Annotated in this window: 19 protein-coding genes and 1 pseudogene; 12 read left to right on the forward strand and 8 right to left on the reverse strand. The window is 65.3% G+C overall.

The window, feature by feature from the left end; genetic code table 11:
- Window positions 1-106 precede the first annotated feature (106 nt).
- The 4 genes from ACWF5H_RS03240 to ACWF5H_RS03255 all read left to right on the forward strand — a co-directional run bounded on the left by ACWF5H_RS03240 (window position 107) and on the right by ACWF5H_RS03255 (window position 3,082).
- Complete coding sequence (locus tag ACWF5H_RS03240; RefSeq protein ID WP_452034804.1) at window positions 107-505, forward strand: carboxymuconolactone decarboxylase family protein; 399 nt, start codon at window positions 107-109, stop codon at window positions 503-505.
- Window positions 498-1,382, forward strand: a complete 885-nt coding sequence (locus ACWF5H_RS03245) for an NAD(P)-dependent oxidoreductase (protein WP_452034805.1) — start codon at window positions 498-500, stop codon at window positions 1,380-1,382. Before ACWF5H_RS03240 ends, ACWF5H_RS03245 begins: the two co-directional genes overlap by 8 nt.
- Before the next feature lie 64 nt (window positions 1,383-1,446).
- Window positions 1,447-2,766 carry an MFS transporter gene (locus tag ACWF5H_RS03250; RefSeq protein WP_452034807.1) on the forward strand — a complete coding sequence of 440 codons (1,320 nt, stop codon included), beginning with the start codon at window positions 1,447-1,449 and terminating at the stop codon, window positions 2,764-2,766.
- 10 nt (window positions 2,767-2,776) lie between these two features.
- Entirely contained in the window at window positions 2,777-3,082 is a 306-nt protein-coding gene (locus ACWF5H_RS03255; protein WP_452034809.1) for an EthD family reductase, read from the forward strand.
- Between the two features lie 73 nt (window positions 3,083-3,155).
- Here the strand turns inward: ACWF5H_RS03255 and ACWF5H_RS03260 are convergent, their stop codons facing one another.
- The 4 genes from ACWF5H_RS03260 to ACWF5H_RS03275 form a co-directional block, all read right to left on the reverse strand.
- Window positions 3,156-3,437, reverse strand: coding sequence for a hypothetical protein (locus ACWF5H_RS03260; protein ID WP_364652029.1), 282 nt, complete (start codon window positions 3,435-3,437; stop codon window positions 3,156-3,158).
- Window positions 3,438-3,686: 249 nt separating this feature from the next.
- Complete coding sequence (locus ACWF5H_RS03265; protein WP_452034810.1) at window positions 3,687-4,478, reverse strand: metalloregulator ArsR/SmtB family transcription factor; 792 nt, start codon at window positions 4,476-4,478, stop codon at window positions 3,687-3,689.
- Between the two features lie 85 nt (window positions 4,479-4,563).
- The gene (locus tag ACWF5H_RS03270; RefSeq protein WP_452034811.1) at window positions 4,564-6,000 is read right to left on the reverse strand and encodes a DUF5129 domain-containing protein; all 1,437 of its coding nucleotides are present in this window, start codon (window positions 5,998-6,000) and stop codon (window positions 4,564-4,566) included.
- 145 nt (window positions 6,001-6,145) lie between these two features.
- Entirely contained in the window at window positions 6,146-7,702 is a 1,557-nt protein-coding gene (locus ACWF5H_RS03275; protein WP_452034813.1) for an SLC13 family permease, read from the reverse strand.
- A gap of 290 nt (window positions 7,703-7,992) precedes the next feature.
- Here ACWF5H_RS03275 and ACWF5H_RS03280 point away from each other — a divergent pair, with 290 nt between their 5' ends.
- The 5 genes from ACWF5H_RS03280 (at window position 7,993) to ACWF5H_RS03300 (ending at window position 11,857) form a co-directional block, all read left to right on the forward strand.
- The gene (locus ACWF5H_RS03280) at window positions 7,993-8,892 is read left to right on the forward strand and encodes a LysR substrate-binding domain-containing protein (RefSeq protein ID WP_452034815.1); all 900 of its coding nucleotides are present in this window, start codon (window positions 7,993-7,995) and stop codon (window positions 8,890-8,892) included.
- Entirely contained in the window at window positions 8,882-9,982 is a 1,101-nt protein-coding gene (locus ACWF5H_RS03285; protein WP_452034816.1) for an enolase C-terminal domain-like protein, read from the forward strand. Before ACWF5H_RS03280 ends, ACWF5H_RS03285 begins: the two co-directional genes overlap by 11 nt.
- A 32-nt stretch (window positions 9,983-10,014) precedes the next feature.
- Entirely contained in the window at window positions 10,015-10,293 is a 279-nt protein-coding gene (gene catC / locus ACWF5H_RS03290) for a muconolactone Delta-isomerase (RefSeq protein WP_452034818.1), read from the forward strand.
- A gap of 151 nt (window positions 10,294-10,444) precedes the next feature.
- Window positions 10,445-11,296: a catechol 1,2-dioxygenase gene (catA, locus tag ACWF5H_RS03295; RefSeq protein ID WP_452034819.1), complete on the forward strand. Its 852-nt coding sequence runs from the start codon at window positions 10,445-10,447 to the stop codon at window positions 11,294-11,296.
- A 27-nt stretch (window positions 11,297-11,323) separates the two neighbouring features.
- On the forward strand, window positions 11,324-11,857 hold the full coding sequence (locus ACWF5H_RS03300; protein WP_452034820.1) for a flavin reductase family protein: 534 nt from the start codon (window positions 11,324-11,326) through the stop codon (window positions 11,855-11,857).
- A 103-nt stretch (window positions 11,858-11,960) separates the two neighbouring features.
- Here the strand turns inward: ACWF5H_RS03300 and ACWF5H_RS03305 are convergent, their stop codons facing one another.
- A complete protein-coding gene (locus tag ACWF5H_RS03305; protein ID WP_452034821.1) occupies window positions 11,961-12,437 on the reverse strand; it encodes an SRPBCC family protein in 477 nt (158 codons plus the stop codon).
- Between the two features lie 153 nt (window positions 12,438-12,590).
- Between ACWF5H_RS03305 and ACWF5H_RS03310 the strand changes: the two genes are divergently transcribed.
- A complete protein-coding gene (locus tag ACWF5H_RS03310; protein ID WP_452034822.1) occupies window positions 12,591-13,637 on the forward strand; it encodes an NAD(P)-dependent alcohol dehydrogenase in 1,047 nt (348 codons plus the stop codon).
- A gap of 71 nt (window positions 13,638-13,708) precedes the next feature.
- Here the strand turns inward: ACWF5H_RS03310 and ACWF5H_RS03315 are convergent, their stop codons facing one another.
- Window positions 13,709-14,095 (reverse strand): hypothetical protein, encoded by a 387-nt coding sequence (locus ACWF5H_RS03315; RefSeq protein WP_452034823.1) that lies wholly within the window; start codon window positions 14,093-14,095, stop codon window positions 13,709-13,711.
- A gap of 367 nt (window positions 14,096-14,462) precedes the next feature.
- Between ACWF5H_RS03315 and ACWF5H_RS03320 the strand changes: the two are divergent.
- Together ACWF5H_RS03320 and ACWF5H_RS03325 are read left to right on the forward strand one after the other, a co-directional pair.
- Window positions 14,463-14,792: pseudogene (locus ACWF5H_RS03320) on the forward strand (DUF4232 domain-containing protein); the annotation flags it as partial.
- Entirely contained in the window at window positions 14,788-14,949 is a 162-nt protein-coding gene (locus tag ACWF5H_RS03325) for a hypothetical protein (RefSeq protein WP_452034825.1), read from the forward strand. The pseudogene ACWF5H_RS03320 and the gene ACWF5H_RS03325, both read left to right, overlap by 5 nt.
- 103 nt (window positions 14,950-15,052) lie before the next feature.
- On the opposite strand, the gene ACWF5H_RS03330 is transcribed toward ACWF5H_RS03325, so the two are convergent.
- On the reverse strand, window positions 15,053-15,616 hold the full coding sequence (locus ACWF5H_RS03330; protein WP_452034826.1) for a dihydrofolate reductase family protein: 564 nt from the start codon (window positions 15,614-15,616) through the stop codon (window positions 15,053-15,055).
- A gap of 174 nt (window positions 15,617-15,790) precedes the next feature.
- Window positions 15,791-16,267 carry a hypothetical protein gene (locus ACWF5H_RS03335; RefSeq protein WP_452034828.1) on the reverse strand — a complete coding sequence of 159 codons (477 nt, stop codon included), beginning with the start codon at window positions 16,265-16,267 and terminating at the stop codon, window positions 15,791-15,793.
- Between the last annotated feature and the right edge of the window lie 131 nt (window positions 16,268-16,398).

Here is a 16,398-nt window from a genome sequence, read left to right on the forward strand (position 1 = left end):
CAACCACTTTGCGCAGTCAGGCAAGCCGCCGGGTGGACCGCGTCACCATACTGGACATCGACGCGGCAGCAGCAAGCTGACCAAGGTTCGGGACAGAGGGAGAAACATGATCAAGGACAATTTGTACGACGTCGGCCTGGAACTCCGCAGGAGTATGTTCGGCCCCGCAGGGGCTGAGAACCAGGTGGAGCACACCAACGACCTGAATGACAAGATCCAGGAAGTGGTCACGCGGTATTGCTTTGGCGATATCTGGCAGCGTGAGGGACTGGACAAGAAGACCCGCAGCCTCATCACGCTGGCGATGTTGGTGGCGCTCGGACGGTCCCACGAGGTACGTATCCACCTACAGGGCGGCCTCGCCAACGGACTGACCGAAGAAGAAATCCGCGAAGTCATGCTTCACTCGTTCCTTTACTGCGGCATTCCCGCGGCCATGGATGGATTCCGTGCCGCCGAGGACGTTCTGTCCCAAGCACGAGGGAAAGACGCCGCCAATGTCTAAGGCAACTGTTGGTTTCATCGGTCTTGGCAACATGGGTGCACCGATGGTGCGCAATCTCGCCAAAGCCGGATACGACGTCGTGCTCTACGATGCGAACCACGCCGTCCGTGACTCCGTGGCCGTCGAAACCGGAAGCATTGCCGCCGCAACTCCAGCCGACTTCGCCCGCGCAGAAGTCGTCGTCACCATGCTTCCCACGAGCAAAATCGTGGCGGCTGCGCTCTTCGACTGGGACGACGGAATTTCAGGCCATCTGCCGGCCGGAGCCGTCGTCGTCGACATGAGCTCGTCGGACCCCACCGAGACTGTCCTTCTGGGAGATCGGCTGGCGGAGGTCGGTGTCTCGCTCGTGGACGCTCCCGTCTCCGGCGGCGTGGTGAAGGCTGCAGAAGGAACGTTGGCCATAATGCTGGGAGGCGACGACGACGCAGCCATCCAGCGGGCGCTCCCGGTCATTGATGCCCTAAGCTCCACTATCTTCCGCACCGGGAAGCTTGGAAGCGGCCACGCCATGAAGGCGCTCAATAACTATGTGGCCGCCGCGGCCACCACAGCGGCCTGCGAGGCCCTAGTGGCCGGGGAGCGGTTCGGGCTCGACCAGCAGACCATGGTGGACATATTCAACGCCTCGACGGGCCAGAGTTGGGTCACCACCAATGTGCTGGGCCAGCAGGTGGTCAGCCGCAATTTCGGATCGGGATTCGCGCTGGGCCTCTACGCCAAAGATGTGGGCATCGCGAGGAGTCTCACCGCTGCCATGGACCATCCTGCCCCGGTCTGCCAGGCAGTTTCCCAGACCCTGAACGCCGCGCTCGAAGATTTGGGCAACGTCGATCACGCCGCGGCGATGACCTATTGGGAAAAACTTCGCGCCTGACTGGCGTGCTCGGATTTCAGGGTGCAGCCTCTGCGCCCTGAGGACACTTTGTGAGGAATAAGGAATGCAAACGGAATCCACTCTGCCGGTCGTCAAAGTAGAGGACAAACAGAAGAAACGCGTCGCCCTGGCCAGCGCCATCGGCACTAGCGTCGAATGGTACGACTACCATGTCTACTCGATCGCCTCGGCGCTGGTCATCGGCAAACTGTTCTTCCCTGATATCTCCCCATTGGCAGGAACAATGGCGGCGTTCGCCACCTTTGCCGTCGGTTTCGTCGCTCGGCCGCTGGGCGGGATCCTGGCCGGACATCTCGGCGACCGGATAGGCCGCAAGCGGGTCATGGTCATCACGCTGACGCTCATGGGCGTGGCCACCATGCTGATAGGAATGCTGCCAACCTACAACCAGATCGGCGTCATGGCCCCGATCCTTTTGGTTGCGCTGCGGTTGCTGCAAGGACTCAGCGCCGGCGGGGAATGGGGCAGCGCCGCCTTGATGGCGGTGGAACATGCGCCGGCTAACAAGCGTGGCGTGTTCGGAAACTACGTGCAGCTTGGCACCCCGGCCGGCATGTTCCTAGCGAACGTGATTATCCTTGGTGCCACTTTTATGCTGGCGGATGACCAATTTGAAGCCTGGGGCTGGCGCATTCCATTCCTCCTCAGCGCCCTGATGGTGGTCATCGGCTTCGTGATCCGCATGAAGGTGGATGAAAGCCCGGTTTTCCGCGAGCTGGAGAAGACCTCGGAGCTGGAAAAGGTCCCGTTCGCGGAATTGCTGCGGTCCAACAAGAAGCGCATAATGCTGGCGGTCCTCTCCTTCCTGGGCAACAACGCCGTCGGCTACATCTTCTTGGCGTTCATCACCTCCTACGGCACCTCGGCCTTGGGACTTGAGCGCAACTTTATGCTCGATGTCCTGCTGATCGGCTGTGTCACGTGGTTCGGGTCGATGATCCTGTTCGCTCGGCTCAGCGACCAGATCGGCCGACGGAAGGTCTTCTTCCTGGGCTACGCGCTCCTGATCACGTGGGCGTTCCCCTTCTTTGCCCTGTTCAACACAGCAAACGCCGCCCTGATCATCCTGGCCGTTATCATCCTGACCTTCGGCTTGGCCGCGACGTACGGCCCGCAGGCAGCACTCTTTGCCGAGCTCTTTCCGGCGCGGCTGCGGGCCAGCGGCGTCTCGCTTTCCTACGCCCTCGGTGCCTGCCTGGGTGGTGGCTTCGCCCCGCTGATTGCGACTGCACTCTTCGGGGCCACCGGGACCGTCTTTGCCGTTTCGGTCTTCATGGTCCTGTTCTGCATCATCAGCGTGCTAGCGCTGGTCGGCATGCGCCGTATTCCCAACTCGTTCTCCACCACCGGTGAACTTCTCTAAAGGAGCCATCATGCACAAACTTCTAGTTCTGTATCCCGAGCCCGCCGATCGCGATGCCTTCGAGCAGTACTACGTGAACAAGCACTTGCCGCTGGCAGCAAAGCTGCCCCGCCTGAGGCGATCGAGCTATTCGTTTGGGGTCTCCGGACAGGCGTCGCCGTACTTTGCAGTCTTCGAGGCCGACTTCGACTCGCGGGATGACATGATTGCCGCGATGTCGTCACCCGAAGGCCAGGCTGTGGAGGCGGATGTGCCCAACTACGCTTCAGCGGGTGCGGTCGTCGTGGACTATCCGGTTGAGCCACTCATCCGCTGACGTCACGGACGCAGAAACGGGGTGTGGCCGCGGGCCTCGCCCCGTTTCTGTTGTGTGTCGAGCCGAGGGCTGTTCAGGCCAGGCGGTGCCGGCCGGTTCCGCGGCTCCATGGAATCCAACTGCGGTTCCGGCGCGGCTGTTGCAGGTGGCCCGCTTGCTCCATCGGATCAGCTGCGTCGTCCGGCAATCGTCGGTCCTCGCCTGCCACAACATGCGCGGTTCCCGGCCCGGGTATCTGGGCCGCGGCCAAGTTCGGCATGCCGATGTCCCTGCCCATCCCGTGCAGGGGCTTTGGGCCCATCCGCTCCATCGTTTCGGATGACGTGTCGTCGTGCCGTTCCTGATTTTTCCGCATGATTGCCCCCATTGGCTGCTTGGCGAAATCCCCTGCGGCCTAGAGTAAACCGGTTTCCTTGGAAATGGTCGAAAAATCCCGAGAAATTTTGCCTGACGACCTGTGTGACCGATCGTTACATCGACGGGGCCTCTGCGCCCCTCTCCGTAGGCTCGTGGGTCAGAAGCCGGACACCCGCTTCATGCTGGACGGCGTCCGGCCGTGGCCGGACGCCGCCGTCGTCGTCGTGGGAGATGTCAAAGTAAGGAGTCAGCCGAGCTGCTCCTGGAGGATGTCCAGTGCCTCGCTCCAGCCGTCGAAGACATTGTTATCTCCGGCGAAGCCAGCAATGCCGCGGAGGTGGAAGGTCATCTCGGTGCGGCCGCCTTCAAGCTCGGCCAGTTGCACAGTGATGACTGGCGAATCTTCAACGCGGTCGCCGGGCGAAGCCCACGTGAAGACGAGCCGTTCCGGTTCCACCACTTCGAGATACTGCCCGGCCGTGGGATATTCGCTGCCGTCGGGAGCGATCATTCTGTACTCATAGGTTCCGCCGACGTTCGCGTCGATCCGGACGAACTCGCGCGGGCTGGCGACTTCGCGGGGGTGCCACCAGCGGGCGGCTTCGTCCGGGTCGGTCCACGCGCGCCAGATGCTCCCGCGTGATGCGTCGAAAATCCGGGTGATGGTGAACTGCTTGTCCTGGGTAGCGGTTTGCTCAGTCATCTTGGTCTTCTCCTTGAGTTCACGGAGCCGCTCGTCCAACAAATCAAAGCGCTCGTTCCAGAGACCTCGGTGGCGGTCAATCCAGGTCGAAACGTCGTCCAAAGGTTCGGTTCGGAGGGTGCAATTTCGCCACTGCGCGGCGGCGGTCCGTTCGATCAGGCCGGCCTTTTCCAGCACCCGCAGGTGTTGTGAAACAGCTGGCCGGCTGATTTGGAACGGTTCCGCGAGTTCGCCGGCAGTGGCCGAACCTTGCCGCAACCGGGACAGGATGGCCCTGCGGGTGGGATCCGCCAGCGCGGCAAAGACCAGGCTCAGCGGATCCTGACCCCCTGCCATGTAAGCAACTCCTTATGTAAGCGATGCCTTAAATATACTCACGTCTGCGGCGTCGTCAAGAGCTCAAGCTGCTCGACCGGAAGATCTAGAATCTGGACGAGCTGCCCGAGCCGCTGAAGCTCCCGCCGCTGCTGCCATAGCCAGTGGTGCTGCCGCTGCTTCGCGAAGAATCGACGCTGCTTTGTGCCGAGCTGTAGCCGGCGTTGAAGGAGTAGGCGGAGTAGAACATGTACGGCGGGTATACCGTGTCCAGGATCGTCGGGGAGGACCGGCGGTCTCCGCTGCGGAGTTCTTCGTCCATGTCCTCGCGCATCTTGTCCTTCTCCGACGACGTCTTTGCATACGCGTCGATGACCGTGTCCGCGTGTGCCTTGAGCAGCTCGGTGAATTCGCTCCGGCTGTCCTGGATCAGGCGCAGGGCCGTGTCCGGAGTGATCCCTCCGTCGGCGAGGCCGGCGGCCCAGTCCTCCAGATCCTCCCGGGTACGGTCGCGGAAGGAGCGCAGGGCGGCAGCCGTTGCCGCAGACCTTGCAGTTTCCGGCCCCTCCTCGATCAGCGAATCGATGCCGTCCAGATCCTCGCGCAGGGGCGCCAGCTGCCGGTCCCAGGCCCGCTCCCATCCGGAGGCCAGGTTTAGGAACGTGTTGGTGTCGGCGATGATGTCATCCAGTGCATCCAGCTCCGTCGCAATGCTCGCGTACTCGGCCGCCGTCTTGACGTTCTTGCCCGACTTCAACTCCTTCTCGCCCATGGCATGGACCCTGTCATTGAGTTTGCTGGCTTCGGTGTAGCCGGTCATGAAGCCACGGTATTTTTCCAACACCCGCGAGCCGTATTCAGACATCGGAGGAATGGTGTTCGCATTGACCTCCGTGGCGTCGAGATCCATGGACACGTTGGAGAAGCTGCGGTCTCCGCGTTCGATCTCGCGGCGTGCTCTGGCAAGGTTCTGCCGGCGAACACCAAAGCGGACTCCACAGAACCCGACGACGGCGATGCCCGCGGCCCACAGGCTGCCGATGAAGGCCCCGGAGCGGTACCACGGGCGGTTGATCAATTCCGCGCCGCGCTCGATGCCGGCGATCGTTCCGTCCGTCCACTGGGCATCGCGGAACAGTTCCTTGGTCGCTTCCTGGATGTCCTCGCGCTGTTCCAGCGGGATCTTGCGGTCCTCGCCCATATAGGTCCCGGCCCACCGGCCCACCGGGTCCAGCGCGAAGATGAAGAGTCCGTCCGCCCACTTCTGGCCATCGGCGCTGAGCCACTCCGGATGCTCCGCGCGGGCGAAGCGAAGCACTTCTTCGTTGAGGTTGGCGGAGTCGGAACCGTTGTAGGTGTAGATGGCCACCTTGGTCGGCTCGTAGAAGTCGATGGCCTCCACGGCGGGCAGCAGCGTGTTTTGGTCAAGTACGCCGGCGGTGTCCTCCACAACCACCTCGGTTGGAGTCACGGCGTGCGCGGCCGGGGCTGCGCCCAGCAGTCCGGCCAGCACCAACATCAGCGTGCCAAGCATCCTTCTCATCTGTCCCGTTCCTCCGGCTCTGCGGTAAATGGCTTCACCGGCACCCTACCCGGTGCGGGGAACTGGCAGGCGGACGGCGCTGCACATGACGGTGGGCCGGCTCCAAGAGCCGGCCCACCGCCGTCGTGATGGGGGTTGGCGAGGTCTAGAGGCTGACGCCGAAGACCAGCGGGAGCAGGGTGTAGAGCGCCACCACGATCAGCACCAAGGACACGAGATTCAGCCAGAGGCCGGCCCGCACCATCTGCTTGATGGACACCTCGCCGGAGCCGAAGGCCACCGCGTTCGACGGCGTGGCCACGGGCAGCATGTAGGCCGAGCAGACAGCGAGTGTCATGACGATGGTCATCAGGAGCGGATCGACGCCGACGCCCACGGCCACGGCCCCCATGATCGGGAAGAATGCCGCCGCGGTGGCCGTGTTGCTGGTGAGCTCGGTGAGGCCCAGGCCGACCACCGCGGCGACCAGCACGATGACCACCGGAGGCATGCCGTTGAGTCCGCCGACCTGGTTGCCGATCCATTCTGACAGGCCGGTTGAGGTGAACATGGCAGAGAGCGAGAGGCCGCCACCGAACAGCAGGAGCAGGCCCCACGGGATGTCGCGGGCCGAGGACCACTGCAGCAGCGGCGCCGATCCCTTGCCGGCCGAGCGCTTGTTGGCCGGGACCAGGAAACAGGCGATGGCAGCGCCCATGGCCACCTGCGTGTCCGAGATGGTGGCGAGGAAGGGCAGGGCCTGGGCGACTGCGGGAATTTGGGCGATGAAGGGCACTGCCACCCAGCAGAAAATGGCGGCCAGGAAGATCGCGCCGACGCGCCGCTCCGGGGTTGTCATGGCCCCGAGCTTCGCGATTTCGTCGCGGATGAGCTGTGCCCCGCCGGGAATCTGCTCCAGCCGGGTACGGAAGACGAGCTTGGTCAGCACAAACCAGGCGATGAACAGCATGACCGCAGCGAACGGCACACCGACCAGCATCCACTGGCCGAACTGCATCTCGTAGTTCTGTTCCGAACCGAGGTAAGCGGCCATCAGCGCCATGGGCGGCTGGCCAATCAGGGTGGCCATGGAGCCGATGGTGACGCCGTAGGCGATGCCGAGCATCATGGCCGCGGCGAACTTGGCGTCCACCGCGTCACGGTCGATGTTGCGGATCAACTGCAGGATGGAGACGCCGATCGGCACCATGATCACGGCCGTGGCGGTGTTGGAGACCCAGGCCGAGATCATGGCCGAGGCGACCATCAGGCCCAGGACGATCTGGGCGGGGCGGGTTCCGACGGCCCGGATGGTCAGGAGCGCGATGCGCCGGTGCAGGTTGCTCTTCTCCGTGGCCAGGCCGAGGATCACTCCGCCCATCACCAGGAAGACCACCGGGTTGGCGTAGGGCGCGGCAACATTGGCCATGCTGTCCATCCCGAACAGCGGGAAGAGGACCAGCGGCAGCAGTGAGGTCACCGGGATGGGGGCGGCTTCGGTCATCCACCAGATCGCCATCCAGAGCGCACAGCCCGCGACGGCGCGGCCTTCGAACGCCAGCGAATCCGGCAGGATGAAGAAAAGGGCCAGCCCGGCCAGCGGCCCGGTGAGCAGCGCTGCGAGCTTCCTGCCGGTCCGGGTCTCGGGGGCTGTGGTCTGTTCAGCGTCGCCGCCGGGGCGCGCTTCGGCCGCCTCGGGGCGGTTCTGGGTTTCCTGTGACATCAATCGTCCTTGGTTGTGCGACGGGGACCACATAACCGTAGTCAGGTGACTTGGCGAACAGAAGTACTTATTTGGGCCTCATTGATACGTCCGGAGTCATAGTTCCCGCCCCACCCCTGTATTGCCTCGGCCACGGAGGAAAATGAGCGGCGGCACTACGTGAGGCGGAGATTGATATGCAGCATGTATCAGTGGCGGGAAACTAAGTATTTTACCTGCCTAATTCCCGGGCCTAAAGTGGGTCAGAAGCCAGCGACGAGGCTGCGCTCGGAACGGACAGGAGGCCCGGCATGGAGACCCGCCAGCTGCGATACTTCGTGGCCGTGGCCGAGGAGCGCCATTTCGGTCGTGCCGCGCTTCGCCTGCACATGGCCCAGCCGCCGCTCTCGCACCAGATCAAACAGCTCGAGGAACAGTTGGGCACCCAGTTGCTGGTCCGCACCACCCGCAAGGTGGAGTTGACGCCGGCGGGGGAGTTGCTGCTGGTCCGGGCCCGCGGGCTGCTGGCCGAGCTCCACCAGCTGGGACAGGACGTGAAGCTGGTGGGCCAGGGAGCCAGCGGCGTGCTGCGGGTCGGCGTGGTTGGATCGGCCACCTATCGGTTGATGCCGCGCATCGTCGAGACGGCCGGCAGCCGGCTGCCGGGATTGAAGCTCCATGTGTTGGGTGAAATGCTCACTCCTGCCTTGGAAGGGGCGCTGGAGGAAAACCGCATTGATGTCGCCGTGCTGCGTCCGCCGGTGCGGTCCGCAGAGCTTGAGCTGAGGTTCTTGGAACAGGACGAGCTGGTCGTTGCGCTTCCGGAAGACCATCCCTTGGCGTCACATGGGTCGCTGGAGCTGGCAGACCTGGCCGGTGAGAAGTTCGTTTCCTATCCGCGCACCTCGGCCGTGTGCGGCATCTTCATGGACGCCTGCCGTCGGATCGGTTTCCGGCCCCGGATTGTGCAGGAAGCCAGTGAGACCTCCACCCTGCTGGCCTTCGTCGCCTCGGGCATGGGGTTGGCGCTGGTGCCGATGACGCGCCGGGTGTTTGCCCTGCAGGGCACGGTGCTGCGCCCGCTGCGCGACGCCCCGGCGGTGGATTTGGCGCTGGCATGGCGGCGCGGCAGCGATTCCCCGCTGATCAAAAATTTTGTAGACCTGTTCGAAGCATCCACTGTCCCGGAAGGAACCGCACGTGAAGATTGAGCGGATTGAGGCCATTCCCTATGCCATCCCTTACACGCACCCGCTGAAGTTCGCCAGCGGCGAGGTGACGACGGCGGACCACGTGCTCCTGCGCGTCCACACGGACACCGGGCTGGTGGGAGTAGCGGATGCGCCGCCGCGCCCGTATACCTACGGCGAGACCCAGGCCTCGATCGTGGCCATCGTTGAACAGGTCTTCGCCCCGCAGGTGACCGGCTTGGACGTGTTGGATCGCGGCAAGATCCATGCAGTGCTGAACCGCACCATCCACAACCAGGTGGCCAAGGGTGCGCTGGACATTGCCCTCTGGGACCTGATGGGCAAGGCCATGGAAACCCCGGTGCACAAGCTGCTAGGCGGTTACACGGACCACATGCGCGTCAGCCACATGCTGGGCTTCCGTCCCGCCCAGGAGTTGCTGGACGAGGCCCTGCGGTTCGGCGAGGAGTACGGGATCACCACGTTCAAGCTGAAAGTAGGACGCCGGCCGCTGGGCTTGGACATTGAGGCGTGCCATGTGCTCCGGGAAGGGCTGGGCGAGGACGTCGACATTTATCTGGATGCCAACCGCGGCTGGACCGCGAATGAAGCCCTCGAAGTCCTGCGCCGCACCGAAGGCCTCGGCCTGAGCCTGTTGGAGGAGCCCTGCGACGCGAAGGAAACGATGAGCCGGCGCCGGCTGGTGGAGAAATCTCCCATCCCGGTTGTGGGAGATGAATCCGTCCCCACCGCCGGGGACGTCTCCCGCGAGCTGCTTTCCGGGGGCTGTAATGCGATCTGCATCAAGACCGCCCGCAGCGGGTTCACCGAAGCGCAGCAGATCCTGGGCCTGTGCACCGGTCTGGGCGTGGACGTCACCATGGGAAACCAGATCGACACCCAGATCGGATCCTTGGCCACGGTCACTTTCGGTGCCGCCCACGAGGCCACCAGCCGGCGCGCCGGGGAGCTGTCCAACTTCCTGGACATGGCCGACGACCTGCTGGCCGAGCCCATCCGGATTAAAAACGGAACCATTTCCGTCCGCGACGTGCCCGGCGTCGGCGCTGCCATCGACGAGGGCAAACTCGCCAAGTACCGCTTGTCCTGACCCCTTCACCAAATACCCAGGAGAATTCACCGATGCTGTTCCTCGCCCGAATGGAAGTCCAGTTCCCCGCACACCTGTCCGCAGAGGAGGTCACCCGGCTTCAGGGACTGGAGAAAGAGTACTCGCAGGCCCTGCAGCGGGACGGCCGGTTTGCCGGCATTTGGCGCGTCGTGGGGGAGTACGCCAACTACTCGCTGTTCGACGTCGCCTCGAATGACGAGCTGCACCAAATTCTCAGCGGCTTCCCGATGTACCCCTACATGACAATCAAGGTCACGCCGCTGGCCAAGCATCCCAACTCCATCAAGTGACCGCCGGGGGATTCATATCGGACGGGTCTCAATAGCGGGCGAATAGGTATTTCCCTCGACGATGCCCCGGGCCTACATTGAGACCCATATCACCGCCGGCTTTCGCCGCCGACACCCCACCTCAACCACCGCCACCCCACGAAGGAGCGCCATGTCCACCGAATCCACCGCCAGTGCAGCAGCCTCTGGAAGCGCCGCTACCGACCGTTTCCGCCAGTCGGGCAAAACCGGCGCGGTCCACGCCAGCCAGGAGCGGGTGAACCTGCTGGCCAGCAAGCTGGTCAAGGCCGTCAATGACATCGTGCTCGAAGAGCGCGTGACCTATGACGAGTACAACGCCTTCAAGGCGTGGCTGATCAAGGTGGGCGAGGACGGCGAATGGCCGCTGTTCCTGGACGTCTGGGTCGAGCACTCCGTGGAAGACGTAGCCACCAGCCACCGCCACGGCAACAAGGGCTCCATCGAGGGGCCGTACTACATTCCCGACGCTCCGGAACAGAAGTCGCCGGCCAAGATCAGCATGCGCCCGGATGAAAAGGGCACCCCGCTGCTCTTCCAGGGCCAGGTCCGCTCCACGGACGGCTCGCCGCTGCCGAACGCCAAGATCGAGCTGTGGCACGCCGACGAAGAGGGCTATTACTCCCAGTTCGCTCCGGGCATTCCGGAGTGGAACCTCCGCGGGGCCTTCATTGCCGATGAGCAGGGCAACTTCCACATCGACACCATGCAGCCTGCGCCGTACCAGATCCCAACCGACGGCGCCTGCGGCCAGCTGATCGCCGCCGCCGGCTGGCATGCCTGGCGTCCGGCCCACCTGCACCTGAAGGTCTCCGCACCCGGCTACGAACTGCTGACCGCCCAGCTGTACTTCCCGGGCGACCCGCACAACGAGGACGACATCGCTACCGCGGTCAAGCCGGAACTGATGCTCGACATCAAGCCGGCCGAATCCGGCACCGGCGTGCAGACCACGTACGACTTCGTCCTGGACCCCGCGTCCTAGCCGTCCGTCCGTCGCCAGGAGGACCACTTGTTGCCGCACTCTGCCCTGCCCGCCATTGATGCGCGGGGGCTGATGGAAGCCTTTGCCGGCTGGGGCAGTGCGGCTACGGTCGTGACCGTGAACGGCGGAGACGGTGTGCCCTGCGCCGTCGGGGCCAGTGCTGCCGGCCCGGTCTCGCAGGATCCGCCGCTGATTCAAGTCACGCTGTGGCGCAGCCCCGCGGCGCGGCGCGTGCTGGGCAATTCCACGTTCGCGGTCAACGTGCTCTCGCAAGACCAGACGGACACCGCGCGCCGCCTTGCCCGGGGGGCGGCTTCCGGCCTCGCGTGGCGGAACGACGGCGGTGTCCCCGCCCTGAGCGGCAACGCCGCCACGATCGAGTGCGCACCGTGGAACGTGTACGACGGCGGCGACCACGTTCTCCTCGTGGGCGAAGTTTTGAAATACAACCTGGGCGCTGCCCGGCCGTTGGTGCTGGGGGAGGGCCTTCTGCCCGGCGCGGACGACGACGGTCAGCAGCCGGAGCCGGTGCTGTGGTCATGGGGCCGGACCGGGCCGTGATGCTCCTGCTGCTCCGGGTGTGATGGTGCCTTGGCGGGATTCGACAACGGTGGGCCGGCTCCAAGAGCCGGCCCACCGCCGTCGTTATGGGGAGTAGCGGGGTCTAGAGCTGCGTGCCGGTGGGGCCGGTGTCGCTCACTTCGCCACGCCAGGAGCCCGTTTGGGTGCCGCGGGTTTCAAGGAATTCCTTGAACTTCTTCATATCCGACTTCACCTGCTTGTCGTCCAGGTTCAGGGCCGCGCCGGCCTTCTCGGTGAAGGTTTCCGGGTCCCATTCGAAGCGGACGGACACCTGGGTGCTCTCGGCACCGAGCTGGCTGAACGTGACCACGCCGGCGTGCGACTTGCCGTCGATGCTGCGCCAGGCGATGCGCTGGTCCGGCTGCTGCTCAACGATCTCGGTGTCGAACTCGCGCTCCACGCCGCCGATCTTGGTCTTCCAGTGGTTGGTGGTGTCGGTCAGCTGGGTCACCGACTCCACTCCGGACATGAAGTTGGGAAAGGATTCAAACTGCGTCCACTGGTCGTACGCAGTACGGACCGGAACTGCTACATCAATGGTTTCTTCCACGGTCTGCATTCATTGCCTCCTTTGGAATCGGGCCGGCCCCGCCATTGCGGGTTCGTGACGGCCTCACGACCCACGCTACACAAAAGACAGCTTGCTGACTAATTCCGGCGGTGCGTAGGGTGGCTGACGGGGCATCATCAGAACCGATCGAAGGAGTGGAGCATGCGCGCTGTAGTGTTCGAGGAATTCAAGACGTTCCCCACGATCAAGGACGTGGAGCGGCCGAGACCGCGGGCCGGTGAGGTGCTGCTGAAGGTGGCCGGCGCCGGCGCCTGCCATTCCGATGTGGCGATTTACAACGACTTCGAAGCCGGCGGACCGGGTGCCGTGCCGCCGCCCTTCACGCTGGGGCACGAGAACTCCGGCTGGGTGGAGGAACTCGGCGAAGGCGTTGAAGGGTTCAACCTTGGCGACGCCTATCTGGTCTATGGGCCGATCGGCTGCGGGCACTGCAAGGCCTGTTCGCGCGGCCAGGACACCTACTGCGAGAACGCTGCCAAGATGCCGTACCTCGGCGTGGGTCTGGGGCGCGACGGCGGGATGGCCGAGTACGTGAGCGTGCCGGCGAGGAACCTGGTGCCCTTGGGCGACGCCGACCCGGTGGCGGCAGCGCCGCTGGCCGATGCGGCGCTGACCCCGTACCACGCCATCAAGCAGTCGCTGCCGCAGCTGGCCGGCGGCGGCAAATATGCGCTGGTGATCGGACTCGGCGGGCTGGGGCAGATCGCCGTCCAGATCCTGAAGGCGCTGACCGGTGCCACGGTGATTGCCACGGACATGAAGGAAGACGCGATGCGCAAGGCCGAAGAGGCCGGGGCGGTGACCGTGCCCGGCGGCGAGGGGCAGGCGGAAAGGATCCGTGAGATCACCGGCGGCCGCGGCGTGGATGCCGCCTTCGACTTTGTGGGCGTCGGCCCGACCGTCACGACGGCCGCCGCCTCGATGGCCAGGCTGTCCCGGCTGACCGTTGTTGGGATCGCCGGCGGCACCCTTGAATGGAGCTTCTTCACCAACCCGTACGAGTCGGTTGTGACCAACACCTACTGGGGAACCATCGAGGACCTGCACGAAGTGGTGGACATGTACAAGGCGGGCCAGATTGTGCCGGAAGTCCAGCGCTTCAGTATGGACGAGGCGCTGGAGGCCTACCGCAAGCTGCAGGCCGGCGAGATCTCCGGCCGGGCCGTGGTGGTGCCGCACGGCAGCTAGCCAAAGACCTGGCACGACGGCGGTGGGTCGGCTGCGGCGGCCGGCCTACCGCGGCGGTTAAGCGGCCTCGACTACGCTTGCCCCGTGACTGAGTCCCGGCGCGCGGCGCCCACTTCCCGCCGTCCGGCTAGTTCCCGACGGCGCGCGGCGCTGGTCCTGGCCGTGGCTTCTTCGGCGGTGTGGTTGCTGACCAGCGGGGTCTTTGCCCTGTTGGCGGCCAGCGGGCGACCGATTCCGATGAGTGTGGCCGGTCTGGTCTTTCCGGCCACCTTGCCGGCCTGGCTGGCATCATCGGTGGCGCCTTGGCCGTTGGCGGCGGTGCTGGTCTCCGCCCTCGCGGTCGGCGGCGCGGCCTTCGCCCTGGCGCCGCTCGCCACCGCCGCTGCTGCTGCCGACGGCGCTACCACGGCGGCCACAAGATTGCGCCGCGGCACATTCACGCTGGCGCTGTGGTTCATTGTGATTCTCGCTGCGGCAGCGACCGGCGGGCTGGTTGCCCTCGGCGGGATCACCGCGGACTGGCCGCCTGCCCGATTGCTGCAACTGGCAAGCCCGGTGGTGCCAGCGGTATCGACGGCAGCATATTGGGGTTTGGTCTGGGGATGGCTGCCGGCGGTCCTGGCGGCCCGCCCGCTGCTGCGTCAAGCCGCCTCCTCAGACCTGGTCGACTCCGCTACCCGGAGCGAACCGGGGTCTCCGAGTTGGCTCCGGCCGGTCCCGGCTGTGTTGTTCGCGCTGCTGTTGATCGCCGCCTTTCCGCTGGCGCAGAACGCGAATCAGGCTGCAGCGCCCGCGCCGCCGGCTGCCGAACCGCTGCCCGAGGCCGTGATCTACGGTTCGCCGCTGGTCTCGGCAGCCGTTGAATCCGGGGCACCGGAATCACCCACCCCCGAAGGCGAGCCGTGGTGCACGGGCGGGGACACCGCCGTCGTTCTGGGAGGGGGCGATGCCGCAACGGGACACCGCGCGCAGGAACTGCGGATCAGCAACACCGGCGAAGCGGCCTGCCTGCTGGCGCGCTACCCGGACGTTGCGTTCGACGACGAGGGCGGGTCCGCGATGAGTGTGCTGGTTTTCCGCGGCGGCACCTTCATGACGGACGACCCCGGGCTGGAGCCGGTCATGCTGCAGCCGGGAGCCTCCGCGGGCAATGCTGGGCTGGAATGCGATGGCACCGGCCGGCGACACCCCGGCCGGTGCCGTGCTGGTGGCGCCGTATGCGGGCACCGACCGGGAGAAACTGCCGGTGGCGCTGGATATTGTCAACGGCGGTGCCGTGGCCGTTACCGCCTGGCAGGCCGCCGACGGATAAACGGCCGAGGCACACCCGGTTCGCGGTTCAACGCCGACGCTGGCGAAACCGAGCTGACCCCCGGCGTAATCACTCGGGTGGAGGTGCCCCCGCACCCGGGTATTCAGCGCCTGGTCACGTACCTCGTCAGGAGCACGCCGTCGGGAAACTTCCGGGTCTCCACCAGATCCAGGTTCACCCAGTTGTCCAGGGCCGTGAAGAACGGCGTGCCGCCGCCCACCAGGACGGGGTGGGTGGCCAGCGCATACTCGTCGATCAGCCCGGCCCGCATGGCCGCCGCAGCGAGGGTGGCGCCGCCGACGTCCATGGGGCCGCCATCCTCGGTCTTGAGCCGGGTGATCTCGGTGACAGCATCGCCGCTGACCAGGCGGGTGTTCCAGTCGACTGCGCTGGTCGTCGAGGAGAACACCACCTTCGGCATGTCGCGCCAGCGGCGGGCGAACTCGATCTGCGCCGGTGTGGCGCCGGGCTGCTGGTCGGCGGTCGGCCAATCGGAGCTCATTGTCTCCCAGAGCTTGCGCCCGTACAGTGCAAGGCCTGTGGCCGCCACCCGGTCGGACCACCACTGGAACAGCTCGTCGCTCGGCACGCTCCAGCCGAGGTCGCCGCCGGGCGCCGTGATGTAGCCGTCCAGGCTCAGGTTCATGGCGAAAGTCAGTTTCCGCATGGTTTCAGCTTCCTGTGAGTCGGCATTCGGCGTACAGATGTTTCAGGCGGTCCTTCGCAGTTTGGATGGGCGGCAAGTGGGATGCGCACGACGTCAGTGTGAGCGTGCGTGCAACCCGTAGGCAAGAGTCACCGTGCCGTGATGTGTCTGCCCGTAGGAGGAGCGGCAGGGCGGTCATCCGACGATGGCCAGCACGATGGCCGCGACCCCGAACGGGATGTCAAGTACAAAGCAGAACTCGGCCAGTGACCGCGGGACCACCGTGTTGCGCCGCCAGTGCACATAGTCCCAAGCGGCGTGGCTGGCCAATGCGACACCGGCTAGAACGAGACCTAGACGTGGGGCGACCAGGACGGCGACGACGGCCACGCAGCCGAAGCCGAGCATCGCCAGCCCCTGGGCGGTGAGGGGACGGATTTGGGCCCGGCGCAGCACGCCGACCACGACCAGCACGGCCGCGAAGCCCGCCAAGCCCACCCACCAGGAGATGCCGGAAATCTCGCTGACGGTGACCACGATCGACGCGACGGGGATCGCGGCCCAGCCGATCCAAGGTCGCCCCAGCGCGGCGGCGGCCAGGTAGCAGCTAGCCGCCGCCGCCACCGTGATGGCCACCGCCCCGACGGCCACCCCGGTGACGATCTGAAACATGGCAGCGGCCAACCCCAACGCTACGGGCCAATACGCCAGTATCGGCCGCCCAACACGGGCACCGTCAGCGGCCTCGGTTGCTGATCGATTCGTCGACGTCATGACGCAACCCTCGGTTTCTCGGTAACGCG

It is taken from the genome of Arthrobacter sp. NPDC055138 (genome assembly GCF_053607305.1).